This is a genomic window from Azospirillum oryzae, from assembly GCF_008364795.1.
Taxonomy (GTDB): domain Bacteria; phylum Pseudomonadota; class Alphaproteobacteria; order Azospirillales; family Azospirillaceae; genus Azospirillum; species Azospirillum oryzae.
In genome coordinates this window covers 1-20,582 of the sequence record NZ_VTTM01000002.1, presented here as the reverse complement: position 1 = coordinate 20,582, position 20,582 = coordinate 1, and the positions used below count along the sequence as shown (strand labels likewise).

The window sequence follows — 20,582 nt, the reverse complement described above, 5'->3', positions numbered from 1 at the left end:
CCGGGCGCGCCTTTCAAACAGTCAGTTTTTCAAATGGTTTCGTTCGGAATCAGTGGCGTCGCCGCATCCTGCACGGCCCCGGACTCCTCAGGAGTCGCTCCGTGGGATCCACGGAATGCGGTGAAATGTCACACCCTCCTCGTGCAGTTCGGCGACCTCGTCGTCCGACGCCTCGCCATAGATGCCGCGGGGGTCGGTCTCGCCGTAATGGATGCGCCGCGCCTCCTCGGCGAAGCGGTCGCCGACATAGTCGCAGTTCTTTTCCACGCTGCGCCGCACCTCGGTCAGCTGCCTCATCACCTCCGCCACCGCCTCGCGCTGGGCATCGTTCAGGCTGGGCGGCAGGGCGGCGACGACGTCGGCGGCGTTCGGCAGAGGGACGGGTGCGGGGATCGGCGCGGGAAGGGCCGCGGGCGCGGCATTGGACGGGGCAGCCGGGACAGCGGACGGCGGGGCATTCGCCGCCACCGCTTCGGCCTGTTCGCGGGCGCGGTCGGCGGCCCTGGCGACGCCCTTGGCGATGCGCGGAGCCATCGGCGCCTTGCCGACGACGGTGTCGCCGCAGATCGGGCAGGCGATCTGGTGCGCCGCCGCCTGTTCGTCATAGGCGGCACCGTTGCGGAACCACGCCTCGAACTGGTGGTCTGCCGAGCATCTCAACGCGAAGAGGATCATATCCCCACAAGCCCCAAACTAACCCGCAGCAGGAAAATCAGGCCCGGGCACGCCGATCCGGGTTGCGGCGCGACTCGGGAAGCGCCCTAATTCAGCACGGCCGGGCCGCGCCGTCAAACATCGGACGGGCCGGTCGCGCGTACCTCCTGTGATATCGTTCCCGCGGCCGTCGAAAAGAAGTCTGGAAAAGGAAAATCCTCCATGCCGACACCGCATCCGCAGTCGCCGCCCTCCGCCTGGGTGGAGCGATTCGCTCCGCTGGTGCGCGCGGACGGCCCGGTGCTCGACCTCGCCTGCGGCGGCGGGCGGCATCTGCGGCTGTTCCACCGGCACGGCCATCCGGTGGTCGGGCTGGACCGCGACCTCGGCGGCGTCGCCGACCTGGAGGGCACCGCCGGCGTCACCCTGATCCAGGCCGATTTGGAAACCGGCGATCCGGCAGGCCGCATCGGCCCCCTGCCCGCCGACGCCCGCTTCGCCGGGATCGTCGTCACCAACTACCTGCACCGCCCGCTCCTCCCCGCCCTACTGGCGGCGCTGGAGCCGGGCGGCGTTCTGATCTACGAGACCTTCGCCGACGGAAACGCCCGCTTCGGCCGCCCCTCCTCCCCAGACTTCCTGCTGCGCCGGGGCGAGTTGCTGGAGGCCGTGCGCGGCAGGCTTCAGGTGGTGGCCTTCGAACAGGGCGAGGTGTCGGCACCCAAGCCCGCGGTGGTGCAGCGGATCTGCGCCGTCGCCGGGGACGATCCGCTGCCGCTCTGAGCCGTCTTCACTCGTCGCCGCCCTTACTCGTCGCTGTCGTCCGCAACCGGCTTTTGCTCTCCACGGATGCGGCGGCGGCGGTCGGCGTTGCGCATGATCTGGCGGCCGTGCCGGTGCTGGGCCGGCGCCTCCAGCGGGCCACCGGGGCGGACCGGGCGCTCGGCGAAGCGGCCGAGCGAGATCATGCGGTCATACATCACCAGCGCCCCGGCAACGCCGACATTGATGCAGAAGGACATCGGGATCTTCACCACATGGTCGCAGCGCGCCAGCAGGGCGGGAGACAGGCTGTCGCGCTCCGGCCCCAGCACATAGGCGGCGCGCGACGGGTGGCGGAAGCTCGGCAGTTCCACCGCGTCGTCGGTCAGTTCCACCCCGACCAGCATGCAGTCCCTGGGCAGGGTGAAGTCGGCGACCCGCTCGTGGATATAGAGCGGCAGGTGCAGCGTGGCGCCCGAGGTGTCGACCAGCTTCGTTTCCCGCAGATCCGGTTCCGGATCGATGGCGAAGAAGAAGGAGGCGCCGAAGGCATGGGCGGTGCGCATCAGGTTGCCGACATTGCCCGGCTTGCTGATCCGCTCCACCCCAATTCCGAAATAGCCACGCATGAAGAACCCGCTGCTCCAGGTAAGGATATGACCGGGCGGGAGCTTGCCGCCGCTGCCCGCCCGAGGCAAGCTTGCCGGCATGAGCCAAGACCATACCCCCAAACACCCCCACGGCCATTCCTCCTCCTGCTGCGGCGGCGATCACAACCACGGCCATGCGCATCATCAGCCGTCGGAAGGCCGCGCCGACCTCTCCGGCCCGGCGGAAAGCCCGATCGTCGTCGAGGTGACGCGCGGCAGCCTGGTGGAGTCGGTCCACCGCGCCCGCGCCTGCATCGTCGATGCCGGCGGCCATGTGCTGGCGCGCTGGGGCGACATCGACGCCCCCGTCTACCCGCGCTCCGCCATCAAGTCGCTTCAGGCGATCCCGCTGGTGGAAAGCGGCGCGCTCGACGCCTTCGGACTGGGGGACGAGGAACTGGCGCTCGCCTGCTCCTCCCACAATGGCGAGGCCCGGCATACCGAACTGGCGCGCTCCTGGGCCGAACGGGTCGGGCTGACGCTGGACGATTACGAATGCGGCGCGCAGATCCCCTACGATCCCGCCACCGCCGAGGATCTGGTCCGCCGCGGCGAGGCGCCGACCGCCTTCCACAACAACTGCTCCGGCAAGCACAGCGGTTTCCTGACCACCGCCAAGCACAAGGGCGAGCGGCTGAAGGGCTACGTCCGCTATGAACACCCGGTACAGCAGCGCATCCTTGGCGTGATGGAGCAGATGACCGGCCAGGACCTGTTCGGCGCGCCCTGGGGCGTCGATGGCTGTTCCATCCCCACCATCGGCATGCCGCTGGGCGCCATCGCCTATGCCATGGCCCGCATCGCGGACCCGGTCGACCTGCCGGACGCGCGGGCCGAGGCGGTCACCCGCATCGCCGCCGCCTGGGGCAAGCACCCCTTCCTGATCGGCGGTACCGGCAGCTTCGACACCGCACTGATGGAGGCGGCCGGCGGCGCCGTTCTGATCAAGGGCGGGGCCGAGGGGGTTGGCTGTGCCGTGATCCCGGAGCAAGGCATCGGCATCGCGCTGAAGATCGAGGACGGCGCCGCCCGCGCCCGCGAGGTGGCGCTGGCGGCCCTGGTCCGCTCGACCCGGGCGCTGACCGACGCCCAATGGGCGCGCGTGCCGGACCTGCTGACCGCGCCGCTGCTGAACCGCGCCGGCGCGCGGGTGGGCGAAGTGCGCGCGGCGACGGGCTGGCCGGCGGCTTAACTCCGCAAGCGCGATCAAGCGGTTGCCGGCTAGCATCGGCGGGACTGGAGGACGTCACGCCATGACCAACGACAGCATCTCCGCCGACGCAATGGCAGCTTGGCCCGTGCCGTGTTCCGCGGTTGCGGCAAAGCCCGGTACGCGGCTCGATTACGGCGACCGGATCGAACGGGTGGTGGCCTTTATCGCCATCCATCTGGACGAACCGCTCGACCTCGACCGGCTGGCGGAGGTCGCCTGCTTCTCGCCCTATCACTTCCACCGCGTCTACCGGGCGATCACCGGCGAGACGGCGGCGGAAACCCTGCGCCGGCTGCGCCTGCACCGGGCGGCGGGAGATCTGGTGCGCGACAGCATCGCCATGCCGACCATCGCCCGGCGGGCGGGTTATGGCAGCGTCGAGGCCTTCACCCGCGCCTTCGGGCAAAGCTATGGCGTGACGCCGGCCGCCTACCGCAAGCGCGGTCGGATCAATCCTCCAGTCCCAGCCGGCCATCGATTGGCCACCCATCGAATGGAGGACAGCATGCACGAGGTCGAAATCCGCGATCTTCCCGCCTATCGCATCGTCGGGCTGCCGCACACCGGCCCCTACATGACCATAGGCGTCAGCTTCGACCGGCTCTTTGCCTGGGCATCCAAGCAGGGGCTGGCCGGTCCGGGCACCCGCAGCTTCGCCATCTATTACGACGACCCCGAATCGGTGAAGCCGGAGGAACTGCGCTCCTTCGCCGGGCTGATGCTGAACCTGGGTGTCGTGGAGGACGGGGCGATCCGCGTGGTGGACATCCCCGGCGGGCGTCATGCGGTGGTGCGGCATCGGGGCCCCTATGCCGAACTGGGCGCGGTCTATCGCTGGCTCTACGGCGAGTGGCTGCCCAACAGCGGCCATACACCCGGCAACACCCCCTGCTACGAGGAATATCTCAACAACCCCCGCGCCTTGCCGCCGGCCGAGTGGCTGACCGAGATCTGCGTTCCGCTGGCGGACTGAGATCGGCCGAGTCCTCCGCCACCGAACGGCTGCGATTGGGCAGGCACGGTGCTATGGTCGCCGCGCCCGTCCCTTATGAGCAGTCCCCCATGAGCATCGACGACCTGCGCGCCCAGTACGAAGCCTACCCCTACCCGGCGCGCAACCCGGCCGACGAGGCCGAACGGCTGGTCACCGGCTCGCCCAGCCATCTGGACGAACTGGTCCAGCATGTCTTCGGCGGCCGGATCGACCATGGCAAGCCGCTGCGCGTGCTGGTGGCCGGCGGCGGCACGGGGGACGGCACCGTCATGCTGGCGCAGCAGATGGCCGACGCCGGCAATCCCGGCCGTATCACCTACATCGACCTGTCCGACGCCAGCCGCGCCGTCGCCGAGGCGCGGGCCAAGGCGCGCGGCCTGACCAACATCGACTTCCGCCGTGGCTCCCTGCTTGAACTCGACGGGATCGTGTCGGACGCCGGACCATTCGACTACATCGACTGCTGCGGCGTGCTGCACCATCTGGACGACCCGTCGGCCGGCCTGCGCTCGCTGGCCGGCGCGCTGGCACCCGGCGGCGGCATCGGCGTCATGGTCTACGCCCCCTATGGCCGCACCGGCGTCTATCCGATGCAGGAGGCGCTGCGCGGCATGACCGACGGGTTGCCGCCGGCCGAGAAAGTGGCGCTGGCCCGCCGGCTGATCCAGGCGCTGCCGCCGACCAACTGGCTGTTGAACAATCCGCACATCAGCGACCACCGGCTGGCCGACGCCAACCTCTACGACCTGCTGCTGCACAGCTGCGACCGCCCCTACAGCGTGCCGCAGTTGGCGGAACTGGCCGACAGCGCCGGCCTCGCCATCGCGACGCTGATCGACCCGCTGCGCTACGAGCCGTCGCTGTGGGTCAAGGACGCCCGCATCCTGAAGCGGCTGGCGGGGTTGAACATGCTGGAGCGCGCCGCCTGGACCGAGCGCATCACCGGCGCCTTCACCAAGCACATCGCCTATCTGCTGCGCCCCGCCGATCTCGACGGCGCCCGCATCCAGCCGAACGAGCCCGACGTGGTGCCGGTCCTGCGCGACATCGACGGCAAGACCGTTGCGAAGGCGGTGCCGCCGGGCGGCAGCCTGGAGTTCGACCTGATGGGCAGCGTGGTGGCGCTGCCCCTGCCCCGGCTGGCCGGCCCGATCCTGTCGCGGATCGACGGCAAGACCAGCCTGGGCGCCCTGCACGCCGCCATCGAACCGACCACGAAGGTCACCTGGGACCAGTTCCTGGTCCAGTTCCGCCAGCTGTTCGACGCGCTGGGCGGCCTGGGCAAGATGCATCTGCGGCGGGGATAGGGCGCGACGTCCCAACCCCCTCCGCAGATGCTTACCCCCGCCCTTACCCCCGCAGAACCGGCACCGCGCCGTCGAGCGCCTTGGTCAGGCGGTCGAAGGTCTCGTGGATCTCCGCCTCGGAGATCACCAGCGGCGGGCAGAGCGCGATGGAATCGCCCATGGCGCGGACGATCAGACCGTTGTCCTGGGCCAGACCATTGACCAGCGCGCCGGCGCGGCCGGGCGGGTCGAACGGGGCCTTGGTCGCCTTGTCGGCCACCAGTTCCAGCGCGCCGATCAGGCCGATGCCGCGGGCCTCGCCGACCAGCGGATGCCCGGCCAGCGCCTTCAGCCGCGACTGGAAGGCCGGGGCGACCGAGCGGACATGGCCGACGATGTCGCGTTCCTCGTAGATGTTCAGCGTCTCCAGCGCCACCGCCGCCGCCACCGGATGGGCGGAGTAGGTGTAGCCGTGGCCGAAGGTGCCGATCTTCCGGCTCTCCTCGACGCAGGCGCGATAGATCGCGTCCGTGACCATGACGGCGGAGATCGGCAGATAGCCGGACGACAGCTGCTTGGCGCAGGTCAGGATGTCCGGCTGCATGCCCATGGTCTGGCTGCCCCAGAAATTGCCGGTGCGGCCGAAGCCGCAGATCACCTCGTCGGCGACCAGCAGGATGTCGTATTTCTTCAACACCGGCTGGATCTTGGCGAAATAGGTCGCGGGCGGCACCACGACACCGCCGGCGCCCATCACCGGCTCGGCGAACATGGCGGCGATGGTGTCCGGCCCCTCGGCCAGGATCAGCGCCTCCAGCTGTTCGGCGAGGCGGGTGGCGAAGGCCTCCTCGCTCTCGCCCTCAAGCGCGTTGCGGTAATGGTGCGGGCAATCGCCATGGATGATGCGGGCGATCGGCAGGTCGAAGTCGCGGTGGTTGTTGGGCAGCCCGGTCAGGCTGGCGGTCGCCACCGTCACGCCGTGATAGGCGCGCTGGCGCGAGAGGATCTTCTTCTTCTCCGGCCGGCCGAGCGCGTTGTTGTAGTACCAGATCAGCTTGATCGCGGTGTCGTTGGCTTCCGAGCCTGAATTGGCGAAGAAGACCTTGGACATCGGCACCGGCGCCAGCCCGATCAGCTTTTCCGCCAGATCGATGCCCGGTTCGTGCGACTTGTGGCCGAAGATGTGATAGGTCGACAGCTGCCGCATCTGCTTGGTCGCCGCCTGGACCAGCCGCTCCTCCCCCCAGCCGAGCGAGACGCACCACAGGCTGGCCATTCCCTCGATGTAATCCCGGCCGCCGTCGTCGAAGACGCGGATGCCTTCGCCGCGCTCGATGATCATCGGCCCCTGCGTCTCGTGGACATCCAGGTTGGTGTAGGGATGGAGGACGAAGGCCTTGTCGCGGCTGGCGGCGGAATTGCCGGCGGTGCTGACGGGAGCGGTCATGGAACTGGGCTTCCTGTTCGGGCGTTCGGGGGCACTGCCCGCCGTCCGCGAAGGATCGGCGGAAACTGTTCGATATGTTAAACAGTTCCGCCGATCATACGCACAGTTCAGCCACCCGACAAAGCCGCATCGCAGTCATCGGTGCAATGCGGCCGGCACAGACGTCAGCCCTTGCGGACCAGCCCGCTCACCGGCTGGCCGTCGATGGTCAGGGAGCCGCCTTCCGCCCCGACCGCCACCGTCTGGCCGTCCTTGATGCGGCCTTCCAGGATCAGGGTCGCCATCGGGTTCTGCAGTTCGCGCTGGATGACCCGCTTCAGCGGACGGGCGCCGTACACCGGATCGTAGCCGGCCTCGGCCAGCCATTCGGTCGCGGCCTCGTCCACCGTCAGCGTGATCTCGCGGTCGGCGAGCATCTTGGTCAGGCGGCCGAGCTGGATTTTGACGATGCCGCCCATATGCCGGCGGTCGAGCCGGTGGAACAGCAGGATCTCGTCCAGGCGGTTCAGGAACTCCGGCCGGAAATGGGCGCGGACGGCTTCCATCACCTCATCACGGACCGCGCTGCTGTCCTCGCCCTCCGGCTGCTCGGCCAGCGCCTGCGAGCCGAGGTTGGAGGTCATGATGATGACGACGTTGCGGAAATCGACCGTGCGGCCCTGCCCGTCGGTCAGCCTGCCATCGTCCAGCACCTGCAGCAGCACGTTGAAGACGTCGGGGTGGGCCTTCTCCACCTCGTCGAACAGCACGACCTGATAGGGCCGGCGGCGCACCGCCTCGGTCAGCGCCCCTCCTTCCTCATAGCCGACATAGCCCGGAGGCGCGCCGATCATGCGGGCGACGGAGTGCTTTTCCATGTATTCCGACATGTCGAGCCGGACCATCGCCGTCTCGTCGTCGAACAGGAACTCGGCCAGCGCCTTGGTCAGCTCGGTCTTGCCGACGCCGGTCGGACCGAGGAACAGGAAGGAGCCGATCGGACGGTTCGGGTCCTGCAACCCGGCCCGTGCCCGGCGCACGGCGTTGGACACGGCGACGATGGCCTCGTCCTGGCCGATGACCCGGCCGCGCAGCTTCTCTTCCATCGCCAGCAGCTTCTCGCGCTCGCCGGCCAGCATCTTGTCGACCGGCACGCCGGTCCAGCGGCTGACCACCGCGGCGATGTCGCTGTCGCGGACCTCCTCGTTCAGCATGCGGCTGCTGGCATGCTCCTCGGCATCCTTCAAGGCCTTCTCCAGGCCCGGAATGACGCCATAGGCCAGTTCGCCCGCACGGCCCCAGTTGCCGTCACGCTGCGAAGTCTCCAGTTCGGTGCGGGCCTTCTCCAGATCCTCCTTGATCTTCTGCGCGCCCTGGAGCTGGTCCTTCTCGGCCTGCCACTTGGCGGTCAGCTCGGCCGATTCCTGCTCCAGGTCGGACAGCTCGCGCTCCAGGTTGGTCAGCCGGTCGCGCGACGCGGCATCCTGCTCGCGCTTCAGCGCTTCGCGCTCGATCTTCAGCTGGATGATGCGGCGGTCCAGCTCGTCGATGGCCTCAGGCTTGCTGTCCACCGCCATGCGCAGGCGGCTCGCCGCCTCGTCGATCAGGTCGATCGCCTTGTCGGGCAGGAAGCGGTCGGTGATGTATCGGTTGGACAGGGTCGCCGCCGAGACGATGGCGCTGTCGGTGATGCGCACGCCATGGTGGACCTCATAGCGCTCCTTCAGGCCGCGCAGGATGGAGATGGTGTCCTCCACCGTCGGCTCCGACACGAAGACCGGCTGGAAGCGCCGGGCCAGCGCCGCGTCCTTCTCGATGTATTTGCGGAACTCGTCCAGCGTGGTGGCGCCGACGCAGTGCAGCTCGCCTCTAGCCAGCGCCGGCTTCAGCATGTTGGAGGCGTCCATCGCGCCATCGGACTTGCCGGCGCCGACCAGCGTGTGCAGTTCGTCGATGAAGACGACGATCTCGCCGGCCGCCGCCTGGATTTCCGACAGCACGGCCTTCAGCCGCTCCTCGAACTCGCCGCGGTACTTGGCGCCGGCCACCAGAGCGCCGAGGTCGAGCGACAGCAGCTGCTTGTTCTTCAGGCCTTCCGGCACGTCGCCCTTGACGATGCGCTGGGCCAGCCCCTCGACGATGGCGGTCTTGCCGACGCCGGGCTCGCCGATCAGCACGGGGTTGTTCTTGGTGCGGCGCGCCAGGACCTGGATGGTGCGGCGGATTTCCTCGTCGCGGCCGATCACGGGGTCGAGCTTGCCGTCGCGCGCCGCGGCGGTCAGGTCGCGGGCGTACTTCTTCAGCGCGTCATAGCCCTGCTCGGCGCTGGCGCTGTCGGCGGTGCGGCCCTTGCGGATGTCGTTGATGGCGGTGTTCAGCGCCTGCGGCGTCACGCCGGCGGACTTCAACGCCTTGCCGGACGGGGTGCCGTCGGCCATGGCCAGCGCCAGCAGGATGCGTTCGGCGGTGACGAAGCTGTCGCCGGCCTTCTCGGCGACCTTCTCCGCCTGTTCGAAGACGCGGGAGAGTTCGGGCGTCAGATATAGCTGACCGGCGCCGCTGCCCTCCACCTTCGGCAGCTTGTCCAGTTCGGCGTCGACCGCCGACAGGGCCGCCTTGGGGTCGCCGCCCGCCGCACGGATCAGGTTGGCGGCAAGGCCTTCCTTGTCGTCCAGCAGGGTCTTCAGCAGATGTTCCGGGGTCAGGCGCTGATGCCCGCGGCGCACGGCCAGGGTCTGCGCAGCCTGAATGAACCCGCGGCTGCGCTCGGTGTATTGCTCGAAATCCATGATGATCCCCTTCTCCTGTCGACCGTCCGCGAGGCAGCCCGGTCGACTCGATCCACGCAACTGTGCGATCCGCAAGGATGCTGCCGAAGATGTAGGCAGGGCAAAGGGCCATGCAAGACCATCGGCACAGAAAGGTTATCGCTGGAGAAACGCTGCCACGGCCCTCTCCGCCGGACCGCCTAGGACCGGGGAAAAGGGGTAGCTCCCGCCCCGCCGATTGCCCCCCTACACGGCACGCGCCCGGCCCGGCTAGACTTCCGCCCGCCCGCCGTTCACGGGTCCTTCCGGATTTCCATCATGACCGACTTGGCCGCCTCCAGCACCAGCACGCGCACCGCCGCCCCCACCACGAAACCGTCGCCGGTTCCCGCCCACCACGCCATGCCACGGACCATGACGGCCCGCCTGCTCCGCCTCGCCTGGACGCTGCGCGGGGTCTGGCACCGGATCGCCCGGCCGCTGACCATGGGGGTGCGGGCGATCATCATCGACGACTCGGACCCGGCCGCACCCTGTGTTCTGCTGATCCGCCACAGCTACGTCGATGGCTGGCACCTGCCGGGCGGCGGCGTCGGCCGCGGGGAGACGCTGGTCGACGCCATGCGGCGCGAGGTGCGGGAAGAGGTCGGGTTGATCGCCGACCGCCCCGCTCAGCCTTTCGGAATCTACGCCCGCTTCCGCAACGGCGCGAGCGACCATGTGGCGGTCTATGTCGTGCACGGCTGGAGCGGCAGCCCCAAGGCGGACGGGGTCGAGATCGTCGAGACCCGGTTCTTCCCGCTCGACCGGCTGCCGGCTGGGTTGTCGCCGGCCACCGGCCGGCGGCTGGAGGAATTTCTCGGGCGTCGCCCGGTCGCCGAACGCTGGTAAAGGCACCAGATTAGGGGGTGGAGCGGGCAGTTTGGGCGATCCGGCCTGCCATACCCCAGCCGCAGCGTGAGAAACAGGCACCGCATCGGTTGACAGGGACGCTCCAGCCCTTTCATTGTGCAGTGCAATGGACGCCACACTGACCGCCATCCGCCGCTATCCCGTCAAGGGCATGAGCGGCCAGGACCTTCCCGCCACCGACCTGACCGCCGGCCAGGCGATCCCGCTCGACCGCCGTTACGGCCTGCTGCACGGCCCGGCGGCGCTGGATACCGAGACCGAGGGCTGGCGCCTGCCGTCGGACTTCTTCACGCTGGACCGCACCGAAAAGCTGGCGGCGCTGCAGACCGAGTTCGACGAGGCGACGCGGGCGCTGATCATCCGCCGCGGCGGACGGCAGGTTTCGCGCGGCCGGCTGGACCAGCCGATGGGCCGCACGCTGCTGGAACAGTTCTTCGCCGCCTATCTGGCCGGCATCGTCCCCGGCATGCCCCGTCTGATCGAGGCGCAGCACGGCGCCTTCGGCAACAGCGAGGAACCGTCTGTCACGCTGCTGAACCTCGCCAGCCTGCGCGATCTGGAAGAGCGGATCGCCAAGCAGCCGGTCGATCCCCGGCGCATGCGGGCCAACCTGCTGGTGGACGGCATCGATCCCTGGGCGGAACGCGGCTGGATCGGCCGGACTCTGACCGTGGGTGCCGCGACGCTGGAGGTGGTGGAGGCGCTGGACTGCACGCCCGGCAACGACGTGAACCCGGACAGCGGCATCGCCGACCTCAGCCTGCCGAACATCCTGGAACGCGGCTATGGCCACAGCCAGATCCTGCTGCGCACCCGGGTGATCGGCGGCGGCCGGATCGCGCTGGGCGATCCGGTCACTCCGCTCGAATAAACCACAGGCCTCAGGCGTTGACGGCCGCCCGTTCCTCGCCGTCGGTCTCGTCCTCGCCGCCCTGGTCGTCGTCATCGCCGGCATGCGAGGCGCTCTGCGACTGATGACCATGCCCGTTGCCGGGCTGGCCGCCGCGCTGGCGGTTTTCCGATTCCTGGATCTGATTGATGATGCGGAGATAGTGCTCCGCATGCTGCAGGTAGTTTTCCGCCTGCACGCGGTCGCCGGACGACATCGCGTCGCGGGCCAGCGCCTGATATTTTTCCTGCACCTGCCACGCATTGCCGCGGATGCGGACGTCGGGGCCGTTGCTGTCGAAGGTCTGATGACGCAGCGGAACGTTCTGGCGCCGGCCGGCACCGCCGCCCCCGCCACCACCGCCGCCGCTGCCCCCGCCGCCGCTGTTGCCACGACCACGCGAACGCCTGGAGTTCGGTCCCTGTCTCATTCGGCTCTTAAGGCCCCATGCAAGAGAAGTGCAGTCCCCGGAACGCTCCGGCGGCCATCCGGCCTTCCGGCCCGGCCACCGAGCCCGCCATGGACGATTTCCATGGGTCGCTCACGGGGTTCAAACGACGCGTCCGCATCGCGTGCGGCAGGCCATGGCGGTCAGCGCTCGGCAGAAAACCATCCGAGATTCTTGCTCCGCAGGCCGTAGGTTCGCGGTCGTGTACCGCACACTACCCGCCAAAGCCTGCCGATCCAACCGTTTTTTTGGATAAGCGGCCGACTCACGGCCCCTTTCGTGCCCTGACGCAACGCTTTACCCCACCAAGGTCACACAGGATCGCGGTCTCCCCGAGCCCCTGCGCCTCGACCAGCGCCGCCACGTCCTCCGCCTGGCCCTGCCCGACCTCGAAGGCGGCCAGCCCTCCCGGCACCAGCAGGCGCGGCAGTTCGGCGGCGAGGATGCGGTAGGGCTCCAACCCGTCTGGGCCGCCGTCCAGCGCACGGAGCGGATCGTGTTCCCGCACCTCCGGCTCCAGCGTGGCGATATCGGCGCTGGGGATGTAGGGCGGGTTGGACACCACGATGTCGAAACGATCCTCGATCCCCTTGGCCCAATCGCCGGTCTGGAACCGGGCGCGCGCCGCCAGCCCGTTGCGCTCGGCGTTCCCGGCCGCCGCCTCCACCGCCAGCGGGCTGAGATCGACGCCGAGGCCGGTGGCGTTCGGCAGTTCCGACAGCAGCGCCAGCAGGATGCAACCCGTTCCGGTTCCGAAATCGATGAGCTTTAGATTGGCCCTTCGGTCGGGGATGGCGGCGAGCACCGCCTCCACCACGGTCTCGGTGTCCGGCCTGGGTTCCAGCGTGTCGGGGTTGAGGGCGAGGTCAATGGTCCAGAACTCCCGGTGCCCCAGGATGCGCCCCACCGGCTCCCGCGCGGCGCGGCGCTCGACCAGCGCCAGGGCGCGGGCGGCATCGGCGTCGGGGATCGTCTGTTCCGCCTTCGTAACGAAGTCGGTGCGGATAAGCGTCAGCGCATGTTCGAGCAGGTAGCGGGCGTCGAGGTCCGGCGTATCGACGCCGGCCTCGCGCAGCCGCGCCTCGGCCTGGGCGCGCAGGGTGCTGAGGTTCATGGATGCGACCTTTCTACACCTTCCTCAACCACACATACGTACTCAAACTCGCCCCAAGTTTCCTCTCCCGCGAAGCGGGGGAGGGTTAGGGAGGGGGCATACGCCGACACCACATGCCACGCGCCAAGAAATCCGCGCTCACCCAGGCACGCGGCATGCGCCGCATTCCCACCGACGCCGAGCGCAAGCTTTGGAGTCTGCTGCGCCGCCGCCAAATCCGCGGATGGTACTTCCGACGCCAACACCCGATCCCGCCCTATATCGCCGACTTCGCCTGCATTGAAGCGAAGCTCGTGGTCGAAGTCGATGGCGGACAGCATAACGGGTCGTCCTACGATGCCGCGCGCGACCGGCGAATGAAGAATGCTGGCTGGCGGGTGATGCGCTTCTGGAACACCGATGTGCTCAGCAATCCCGAGGGAGTGGCGCGCATGATCTGGGAGGTGCTCGGCCCCCTCCCCGACCCTCCCCCGCCTTCGGCGGGAGAGGGAGATTGGGGCGTCGGCGTGTGAAGGCTCACCCCAACTCCGCCAGACGTGCCGCCTCGTCCTCGGCGATCAGCGCGTCGACCAGTTCGTCCAGCGCTTCGCCGGCCATCACCTTGTCGATCTTGTAGAGCGTCAGGTTGATGCGATGGTCGGTCACCCGGCCTTGCGGGAAATTGTAGGTGCGGATGCGTTCCGAGCGGTCGCCGCTGCCGACCTGGTTCTTGCGGTCGGCGGCGCGGACGGCGTCCTTGGCGGCGCGTTCCATGTCGTACAGCCGGGAGCGCAGCACCTTCAGCGCCTTGGCCTTGTTCTTGTGCTGCGACTTCTCGTCCTGCTGGCTCACCACCAGCCCGGTCGGCAGGTGGGTGATGCGCACGGCGCTGTCGGTGGTGTTGACCGACTGGCCGCCGGGACCGGAGGAGCGGAAGACGTCGATCCGCAGATCCTTCTCGTCGATGTGGATGTCGACCTCCTCCGCCTCGGGAAGCACGGCGACGGTGGCGGCGGAGGTGTGGATGCGGCCCTGCGCCTCGGTCGCCGGCACGCGCTGGACGCGGTGGACGCCGGACTCGAACTTCAACCGGGCGAACACGCCGCGGCCGGTGATGTTGGCGGTGGCCTCCTTGTAGCCGCCGATGCCGGTCTCGCTGACGTCCATCGCCTCGAAGCGCCAGCCACGCAGGCCGGCATAGCGGCGGTACATCTCGAACAGCTCGGCGGCGAACAGGGCGGCCTCGTCGCCGCCGGTGCCGGCGCGCACCTCCAGGATGGCGTTCTTCTCGTCCGCCTCGTCCTTCGGCAGAAGCGAGATCTGCACCTTGCGCTCCAGTTCCGGGATGCGCTTGGTCAGGACGTGGAATTCCTCCTCCGCCATCGCCTTCATCTCGGGGTCCGCGGAGGCATCTCCCATCATCGCCGATATCATCTCCGCCAGATCGGCGGCCTCGGCACGGCCCTTCTTCAGCTCCGCGATGGCCTCGGCGATCGGGGTGAGGTCGGCGTATTCCTTGGACAGCCGGGCGAAGTCGCCGGACTCGGTCAGGCCGGCCGCAAGCGTGTCGCGCAGCTCGTCGTACCGGGCCATCACCTTATCGAACTTCTCGTCCAGGCTCACGTCGCTCGTCCTTATCCCGTTCAGTCTCTTCCAGTGCCGCCCCGGTCAGCCTGTCCAGCCCAAACAGGCGGAACATCAGCCGCTCGGCCGCGGCCCGTTCGGCCAGCCCCTCGCCGCTGCCGTCGGCGGCCAGAGCCCGCAGCGCCTCCGACGGGGCGTGCAGCAGCCGGTTGACCAGCAGCCGCGTCGCCGACGCCGCGTCCAGATCGGCATGCCCGGCCAGCAGGCGCCGCCGCTCCGCCTCGAAATGCGTGCGGAGCGCTGCCACGGCAGGCACCGCGGCACGTTCCGCACGGTCGCGGGCGAAAGCGGCCACCGCCTCGTCCACGATCATCCAGGCCGCCTGGGTCGCCGCCTCGCGCCCGACCCGGCCCTGCAGCGCCACCCGCTCCAGATCGGCCAGATCATAGACGAAGGCGCCGTCCATACCCGCCACAGCCGGATCGACGTCGGCCGGAATGGCGGCATCGACCACGAAGACCGGCCGGCGGCGGCGGCGCTTCAACACCGCCTCCATCATCGGGGCGGTCAGGATATAGCGCCCAAGACCGGCCGCGGTCACCAGGATATCGGCGCCGGTCATCGCCGCCTCCAGATCGGCCCAGGGGGCGAAGTGCCCGTCGAGCCGCCGCGCCGCCGCTTCCGCCCGCCGGTCCACCGGCGCTGCGACGGTCAGCCGCGGCATCCCGGCCTCGCGCAGCCCCTCCAACACCAGGGCGCCCATGTCGCCCAAGCCGACCAGCAGGGCACCGCAACGCCTGATGTCGCCGTGCAGGTCGCGCGCCACCTGGATGGCGGCGGCGGCCAGCGAGGTGGCCCCCTCCGCGATCGGCGTCTCGCTGCGCACCCGTTTGGCGGCGGCATAGGCGGCCTGCAGCACCGCCTCCAACTCCGGCCCGGTCATGCCGGCGCCGGCGGCGCTGCGGTGGGCGGCCTTCAACTGGCCCAGGATATGCGGCTCTCCGACGATCTGGCTGTCGAGCGAGCAGGCCACCGCGAACAGGTGGCGCACCGCGTCGATGCCGGTGCGGGTGTAGAGCTGCGGCGCCAGGTCGGCGGTGGGCAGCCCGGCACGGTCGGCCATCGCCTCGGCAATCGCCAGCGCCGCCTCGTTCGGGCGCTCGTGGACCGCCTGCACCTCCACCCGGTCGCAGGTGCTGAGCCACACCGCCTGTCCCACCCCCGCGGCGCGCAGCCGATCCAGCATGCCCGCCACTTCCGCCTCGTCGGTGGACAGGCGGTCGCGGACGACGCCGGAACAGGTCCGGTGGCTGGCGCCGATGACGAGGTAGGAGGTGGTGGTCACGCCTAGGGTCGCTGTCCCTGCCCGAATTCCGGGCAGCTTACTCCGCGGCGGGGGCCACGTCTCGCTTGGTTTCTCGGGCGGTTTCGGCTTCGGCGGCTTCCGCCGCGGCCTTCGCCGCCTCGATCTCCGCCGCCTTCTTCTCGACCAGCCCGACCAGATGCTGGACGATGTCCTGATCCTTCAGCCGGTGGTCGGTGACGCCGGACAGATAGACCTGATGGGTGTTGTTGCCGCCGCCGGTCAGGCCGATGTCGGTCTCCCGTGCCTCGCCCGGGCCGTTCACGACGCAGCCGATTACCGACAGGGTCAGCGGCGTGGTGATGTGGGCCAGCTTCTGCTCCAGCAACTCCACCGTCTTGATGACGTTGAAGTTCTGCCGGGCGCAGCTGGGGCAGGAGATCACGGTGACGCCGCGGCGGCGCAGGCCCAGCGACTTGAGGATGTCGTAACCGACCAGAACCTCTTCCGCCGGATCGGCCGACAGCGAGACGCGCAGCGTATCGCCGATGCCCGACCACAGCAGCATGCCCAGCCCGATGGACGACTTCACCGTCCCGGCGCGCAGGCCGCCCGCCTCGGTGATGCCGATGTGCAGCGGGTAGTCGCAGGCATCCGCCAGCCCCTGATAGGCGGCGACGGCGAGGAAGGCGTCCGACGCCTTCACCGAGATCTTGAACTCGCGGAAATCGTTGTCTTCCAGGATCTTCGCGTGGTTCAGCGCGCTCTCGACCATCGCTTCCGGGCAGGGCTCGCCGTATTTCTCCAGCAGGTCCTGCTCCAGCGATCCGGCATTGACCCCGATGCGCATCGAACAGCCATGATCCTTGGCCGCCTTCACCACCTCGCGCACCCGCTCGGCCGAGCCGATGTTGCCGGGGTTGATGCGCAGGCAGGCGGCGCCGCTCTCCGCCGCCTCGATGGCGCGCTTGTAGTGGAAATGGATGTCGGCGACGATCGGCACCTTCACCTGCCGCACGATGTCCTTCAGGGCCAGCGCCGACTCGCGGTCGGGGCAGGAGACGCGGACGATGTCCGCCCCCACCCGCTCGGCCGCCTGGATCTGCTCCACCGTCGCCTTCACGTCGGTGGTCGGCGTGTTGGTCATGGTCTGGACCGAGATCGGCGCGTCGCCGCCGACCAACACGTTGCCGACGCGAATCTGGCGCGATTTGCGGCGAAGGATCTGGCGGTAGGCGCGCACGGTCATCTCAGGTCAGCCTCTGGACAGCGAAATGCAATACCGGATGCCGCATCCTAGCGCAGCCGGCGTCAGGCCAGAAGTGCGCTCCGGCGCCCGGGATTCAAGGGCCGGGCTTCAAGGCCCCGGATTTAAGGCCCCGGATTTAAGGCCCCGGATTTAAGGGAGGACGGTGGTGGGGCGCCACCGATGCATGGCTGGTGCCCCCAAACCGTCGCCCCGAATGGTACGTCAGCGCCGCACCACCCCGTGGGCGTCGATGGTGACGTCGCGCAGAACCTGCCCGACGGACCCCAGCGGCGGGCTTTCGCCGCCGTCGGCCATCACCACCAGCCCGCCGGCGTTGCCGGTGCGGATCTTCACGTTGGGCTTGTCGGGAACGCGGAAGGTGTCGCCCGGCTTCAGAACGCGGGTGAAGACGATATCGCCGCCGTCTCGCACCTGCAGCCAGCTCTCCTGCGTCGCCTTCAGGATCAGCTTCGCATTGGTGTTCAGCGTGCCGTAGACCTTGCCGTTGGCCGGCACCGTCGCCGTCGGGGCGGCGGGCGCGGCCGGAGGCGCCGTCGCGGCGTTCAGCGGCGTCGGGTCCTGCGGCGAGGCCTCGTCGTCGTCCTCCGCCGGCGGGGCCGGCACATTGACGATGCCCTGCCCCGCGGCTGCCGCAGCGGGCGCGGACGCGGCCGGAGATTTCGCGGCAGGCTGCCCCGGCGGCAGTGCCGCGGGCGGCGCCGACGCGACGACCTGCGGATTGCCGGCGGTTGGGGAAGCGGTGGAGGACGGCGCGACCGGAGCGGTGCCGGCGGACGGCGGAACCGCAGCGGGAGGGACCGGTGTCGACGAAGACGGAGCGGATGCGATGACCGGCGTAGGCGCCGCGGGATCGGCTGCCGGCTGACCCGGCGCGGTGGCGGACTGGTCCGGGGCCTGCTCCGCCGGCTTGGCCGGCACGCCGTCCAGCAGCGAGACCAAGCGGTCCGGCAAGACCGGCACGAGATCGGCCACCGACCGGTCGGTGGCCGACAGATAGTACCAGCCGCCATAGACGATGCCGGCCAGCACCAGCGTGCCGAGCAGCAGAGTTCCGCCGGAGGCGCGCCCTTCGGCCGCCGGTGTCGGCAGATACAGTTCCTGCCGGCGGACGGTGCCGGCCGCCTCCTCCTTGTAGCGGGTGACGACCATGTCCGGGTCCAGCCCCAGGCATTCGGCGTAGGAGCGCAGGAAGCCGATGGCATAGGTGCTGCCCGGCAGTTCCTGGTACCGACCTTCCTCAATCGCCAGCAGGTAAGGATAGCGGATGCGCAGCATCGTCGCGACGTCGCGCAGGTCGTAACCGTGCGCCATGCGCGTCGCGCGCAGAGTCTCGGAGACGGAGGGACCGGACGGAGCCGGATCGAAATCGTCGAAAACCTTGCGCTTGGCCATGGGCTCGCCATCTGCTCGCAACTTGCCCGCACACCCAAAAAGCATGCAAAGCGGGGGCATCCGTGTGGATGCAACTGGCGAAATGGGTACGACATGCCGCCCCCATGGCGCAACCGCAATGACCGCAGGGCCTGGGGTGCGGGTCGTGACAAACGGCGCAGTCCCATCGGCGCAGGTCGCCACCCGGCCGGAATGATGTCAGCCTTGGCTGATGTCGGCGATGGATCGGGTGCGCCCGCCCGGACGTCGCTGCCTTCAAGCCTGCAACTCCACCGGGAGGCGCAAGATGAAACGAGCAATCGCGGCGGCATTCCTGCTCGCAGGTCTTTTGCCGGCATCGTCTGGCAACGCGACCGATCTTCACCGGTTCTGGGAGCAGACCTGCGGGGACTGCCACCGCCATGCCGGCCCCTTCGCCCGACGGTCGCTGACCGTGACCGATGGAAAGCTCCAGGGCGTCCATCACAAGGACGATCTGCTGGTCTTCCTGCGCAACCACCATCTGCCGGAAAACCTCGTTCAGCCGATGTACGAGATGCTGCTCGCCCAAGCCAGCACGGCACCGCGCTTTCAGGAGCGGTGCGGGCGCTGCCACGAGTCCGCGGCCGATCTGGTCCGGGAGTCGCTGGTGGTCCGCGACGGCGTGCTGCAAGGGCGGGAAAGCGGCCGGCCGGTTGCCCAGTTCCTTCCCCGCCATGCCAAGCTGGGTCTGACGCCGGAGGAGCTGACCTTCTTCACCGACCTGCTGACCCGCGTCGAACGGGAGGTTCATTGACCGCCGAGTCAGGTCGGCGTCCGCCCGACCCGGCCGGCCATTCAGTCCCGATTCCGCAGAACGTTGTGGATGGCGGTGGCGGCCATGGCGGCCTCCCCCATCGCTACGGCGATCTGGTTCAGCGTTGAAACGACATCGCCGGCGGCATAAAAGCCAGGAATGGAACTGCACTGGTGCCGGTCGACGACGAGGCGGCCGTCCTCATTCATGGCGGCACCGAGCCTCTCCGCCAAGCCCGAGCGCGCGGTGATGCCGAGGGCGGAATAGAGCGTGTCGAAGTCGAGGATGTGGCCGTTCTCCAGGGTCAGGCGGGTGCTCATGTCCTCCCCGGCGGCGACGGCGGTGACCGGCTCTTCGATCACCGCGATGCCGGCGGCATCTAGTTCGCCCCGTTCCTCCATCGGCAGGACCATCGGCTCGCCCAGCGTCAGCAGGGTGACATAGGGGCTGTAGGTGCGGATGAAACGGGCTTCGCCGACCGCTTGAGCGCCGTGCCCCAGAACGGCGATGCGCCGGTCGATCACTTCATACCCATCGCAGATCGGACAGACGCGGATCAGGCCGCGCTGCATCGCCTCATAGAGATAGGACATCCGCGGCTGGCCATCGATCACGCCGGTGGCGAGCAGCACGGAAGCGGCATCGATCTCCCGGCCATCGCCCAAGCCAGCACGAAAGCCGCGACCGCCCGGTAGCCGCTTCAGCGTCGCAACCGACCCCGCCTCGATGCAGGCACCGTAGTTTTCGGCCTGGGCGCGGATGCGGGCCAACAGGTCGGTGCCGCGGATGCCACCGGTGAACCCGGCGAGATTGTGAGAGTTCGGAATCCAGGCGCAGCGACTTTTCGCCTCGTCCACGACCAGGGCGTTTCGGCGATAGCGCGCGAGATAGATGGCGGCGGTCAGCCCGGCGGGACCACCGCCGACGATCAGGCAATCGAGCATCGACGGCATCACGGTCCTTGTCCTGGACAGGGCCGGCAAGTGGCACCCGTGTTCCTAGACAAGCGGAGCAGCCGGACATCACGCCCCCCGGCCAGAAAAATGCGGACAGCAAAAAGCCCGCGCTCCGGATGGAGGCGGGCTTTTTTTCTGATTTGGTTGCGGGGGCAGGATTTGAACCTGCGGCCTTCAGGTTATGAGCCTGACGAGCTACCGGGCTGC

The 20,582-nt window shown here is 69.0% G+C and carries 20 protein-coding genes; 8 read left to right on the top strand and 12 right to left on the bottom strand.

Features of this window, described 5'->3' with window-relative positions; translation table 11 throughout:
• Positions 1-87: 87 nt before the first annotated feature.
• Positions 88-675: a DUF1178 family protein gene (locus FZ938_RS06030; RefSeq protein ID WP_149197730.1), complete on the bottom strand. Its 588-nt coding sequence runs from the start codon at positions 673-675 to the stop codon at positions 88-90.
• A gap of 201 nt (positions 676-876) precedes the next feature.
• Here FZ938_RS06030 and FZ938_RS06025 point away from each other — a divergent pair, with 201 nt between their 5' ends.
• Positions 877-1,437 carry a class I SAM-dependent methyltransferase gene (locus FZ938_RS06025; RefSeq protein WP_149197729.1) on the top strand — a complete coding sequence of 187 codons (561 nt, stop codon included), beginning with the start codon at positions 877-879 and terminating at the stop codon, positions 1,435-1,437.
• Positions 1,438-1,460: 23 nt separating this feature from the next.
• On the opposite strand, the gene FZ938_RS06020 is transcribed toward FZ938_RS06025, so the two are convergent.
• Positions 1,461-2,045 carry an RNA methyltransferase gene (locus FZ938_RS06020; RefSeq protein ID WP_149197728.1) on the bottom strand — a complete coding sequence of 195 codons (585 nt, stop codon included), beginning with the start codon at positions 2,043-2,045 and terminating at the stop codon, positions 1,461-1,463.
• A gap of 79 nt (positions 2,046-2,124) precedes the next feature.
• On the opposite strand from FZ938_RS06020, the gene FZ938_RS06015 reads away from it, so the two are divergent.
• From FZ938_RS06015 to FZ938_RS06005, 3 genes are all read left to right on the top strand, one after another.
• The gene (locus tag FZ938_RS06015) at positions 2,125-3,258 is read left to right on the top strand and encodes an asparaginase (protein WP_149197727.1); all 1,134 of its coding nucleotides are present in this window, start codon (positions 2,125-2,127) and stop codon (positions 3,256-3,258) included.
• Between the two features lie 61 nt (positions 3,259-3,319).
• Positions 3,320-4,252 (top strand): AraC family transcriptional regulator, encoded by a 933-nt coding sequence (locus FZ938_RS06010; RefSeq protein WP_149197726.1) that lies wholly within the window; start codon positions 3,320-3,322, stop codon positions 4,250-4,252.
• Between the two features lie 89 nt (positions 4,253-4,341).
• Positions 4,342-5,580 (top strand): class I SAM-dependent methyltransferase, encoded by a 1,239-nt coding sequence (locus FZ938_RS06005; protein ID WP_149197725.1) that lies wholly within the window; start codon positions 4,342-4,344, stop codon positions 5,578-5,580.
• Between the two features lie 43 nt (positions 5,581-5,623).
• On the opposite strand, the gene FZ938_RS06000 is transcribed toward FZ938_RS06005, so the two are convergent.
• From FZ938_RS06000 to FZ938_RS31320, 3 genes are all read right to left on the bottom strand, one after another.
• A complete protein-coding gene (locus FZ938_RS06000) occupies positions 5,624-7,006 on the bottom strand; it encodes an aspartate aminotransferase family protein (protein WP_149197724.1) in 1,383 nt (460 codons plus the stop codon).
• Positions 7,007-7,170: 164 nt separating this feature from the next.
• Entirely contained in the window at positions 7,171-9,774 is a 2,604-nt protein-coding gene (clpB, locus tag FZ938_RS05995) for an ATP-dependent chaperone ClpB (protein WP_149197723.1), read from the bottom strand.
• Positions 9,775-10,046: 272 nt separating this feature from the next.
• Positions 10,047-10,169 (bottom strand): hypothetical protein, encoded by a 123-nt coding sequence (locus FZ938_RS31320; protein ID WP_281497141.1) that lies wholly within the window; start codon positions 10,167-10,169, stop codon positions 10,047-10,049.
• On the opposite strand from FZ938_RS31320, the gene FZ938_RS05990 reads away from it, so the two are divergent.
• Together FZ938_RS05990 and FZ938_RS05985 are read left to right on the top strand one after the other, a co-directional pair.
• Positions 10,168-10,644: an NUDIX domain-containing protein gene (locus tag FZ938_RS05990; RefSeq protein ID WP_246798997.1), complete on the top strand. Its 477-nt coding sequence runs from the start codon at positions 10,168-10,170 to the stop codon at positions 10,642-10,644. The genes FZ938_RS31320 and FZ938_RS05990 overlap by 2 nt on opposite strands.
• A gap of 127 nt (positions 10,645-10,771) precedes the next feature.
• Positions 10,772-11,536: an MOSC domain-containing protein gene (locus FZ938_RS05985; RefSeq protein ID WP_149197721.1), complete on the top strand. Its 765-nt coding sequence runs from the start codon at positions 10,772-10,774 to the stop codon at positions 11,534-11,536.
• A gap of 10 nt (positions 11,537-11,546) precedes the next feature.
• Here FZ938_RS05985 and FZ938_RS05980 read toward each other — a convergent pair whose 3' ends face one another.
• Together FZ938_RS05980 and prmC are read right to left on the bottom strand one after the other, a co-directional pair.
• Positions 11,547-11,984, bottom strand: a complete 438-nt coding sequence (locus tag FZ938_RS05980) for a DUF4167 domain-containing protein (RefSeq protein WP_149197720.1) — start codon at positions 11,982-11,984, stop codon at positions 11,547-11,549.
• 283 nt (positions 11,985-12,267) lie between these two features.
• Complete coding sequence (gene prmC / locus FZ938_RS05975) at positions 12,268-13,116, bottom strand: peptide chain release factor N(5)-glutamine methyltransferase (protein WP_149197719.1); 849 nt, start codon at positions 13,114-13,116, stop codon at positions 12,268-12,270.
• 113 nt (positions 13,117-13,229) lie between these two features.
• Here prmC and FZ938_RS05970 point away from each other — a divergent pair, with 113 nt between their 5' ends.
• Positions 13,230-13,628 carry an endonuclease domain-containing protein gene (locus FZ938_RS05970; RefSeq protein WP_149197718.1) on the top strand — a complete coding sequence of 133 codons (399 nt, stop codon included), beginning with the start codon at positions 13,230-13,232 and terminating at the stop codon, positions 13,626-13,628.
• 4 nt (positions 13,629-13,632) lie between these two features.
• Here the strand turns inward: FZ938_RS05970 and prfA are convergent, their stop codons facing one another.
• From prfA to FZ938_RS05950, 4 genes are all read right to left on the bottom strand, one after another.
• Entirely contained in the window at positions 13,633-14,718 is a 1,086-nt protein-coding gene (gene prfA / locus FZ938_RS05965) for a peptide chain release factor 1 (protein ID WP_149197717.1), read from the bottom strand.
• Positions 14,693-16,024 carry a glutamyl-tRNA reductase gene (gene hemA, locus FZ938_RS05960; RefSeq protein ID WP_149197716.1) on the bottom strand — a complete coding sequence of 444 codons (1,332 nt, stop codon included), beginning with the start codon at positions 16,022-16,024 and terminating at the stop codon, positions 14,693-14,695. Before hemA ends, prfA begins: the two co-directional genes overlap by 26 nt.
• Before the next feature lie 37 nt (positions 16,025-16,061).
• On the bottom strand, positions 16,062-17,231 hold the full coding sequence (gene ispG / locus FZ938_RS05955; RefSeq protein WP_149197715.1) for a flavodoxin-dependent (E)-4-hydroxy-3-methylbut-2-enyl-diphosphate synthase: 1,170 nt from the start codon (positions 17,229-17,231) through the stop codon (positions 16,062-16,064).
• A gap of 222 nt (positions 17,232-17,453) precedes the next feature.
• Entirely contained in the window at positions 17,454-18,644 is a 1,191-nt protein-coding gene (locus FZ938_RS05950; protein ID WP_149197714.1) for a helix-turn-helix domain-containing protein, read from the bottom strand.
• 286 nt (positions 18,645-18,930) lie between these two features.
• On the opposite strand from FZ938_RS05950, the gene FZ938_RS05945 reads away from it, so the two are divergent.
• Positions 18,931-19,419 (top strand): hypothetical protein, encoded by a 489-nt coding sequence (locus FZ938_RS05945; RefSeq protein ID WP_149197713.1) that lies wholly within the window; start codon positions 18,931-18,933, stop codon positions 19,417-19,419.
• Positions 19,420-19,460: 41 nt separating this feature from the next.
• Here FZ938_RS05945 and FZ938_RS05940 read toward each other — a convergent pair whose 3' ends face one another.
• Entirely contained in the window at positions 19,461-20,372 is a 912-nt protein-coding gene (locus FZ938_RS05940) for an NAD(P)/FAD-dependent oxidoreductase (protein ID WP_149197712.1), read from the bottom strand.
• Between the last annotated feature and the right edge of the window lie 210 nt (positions 20,373-20,582).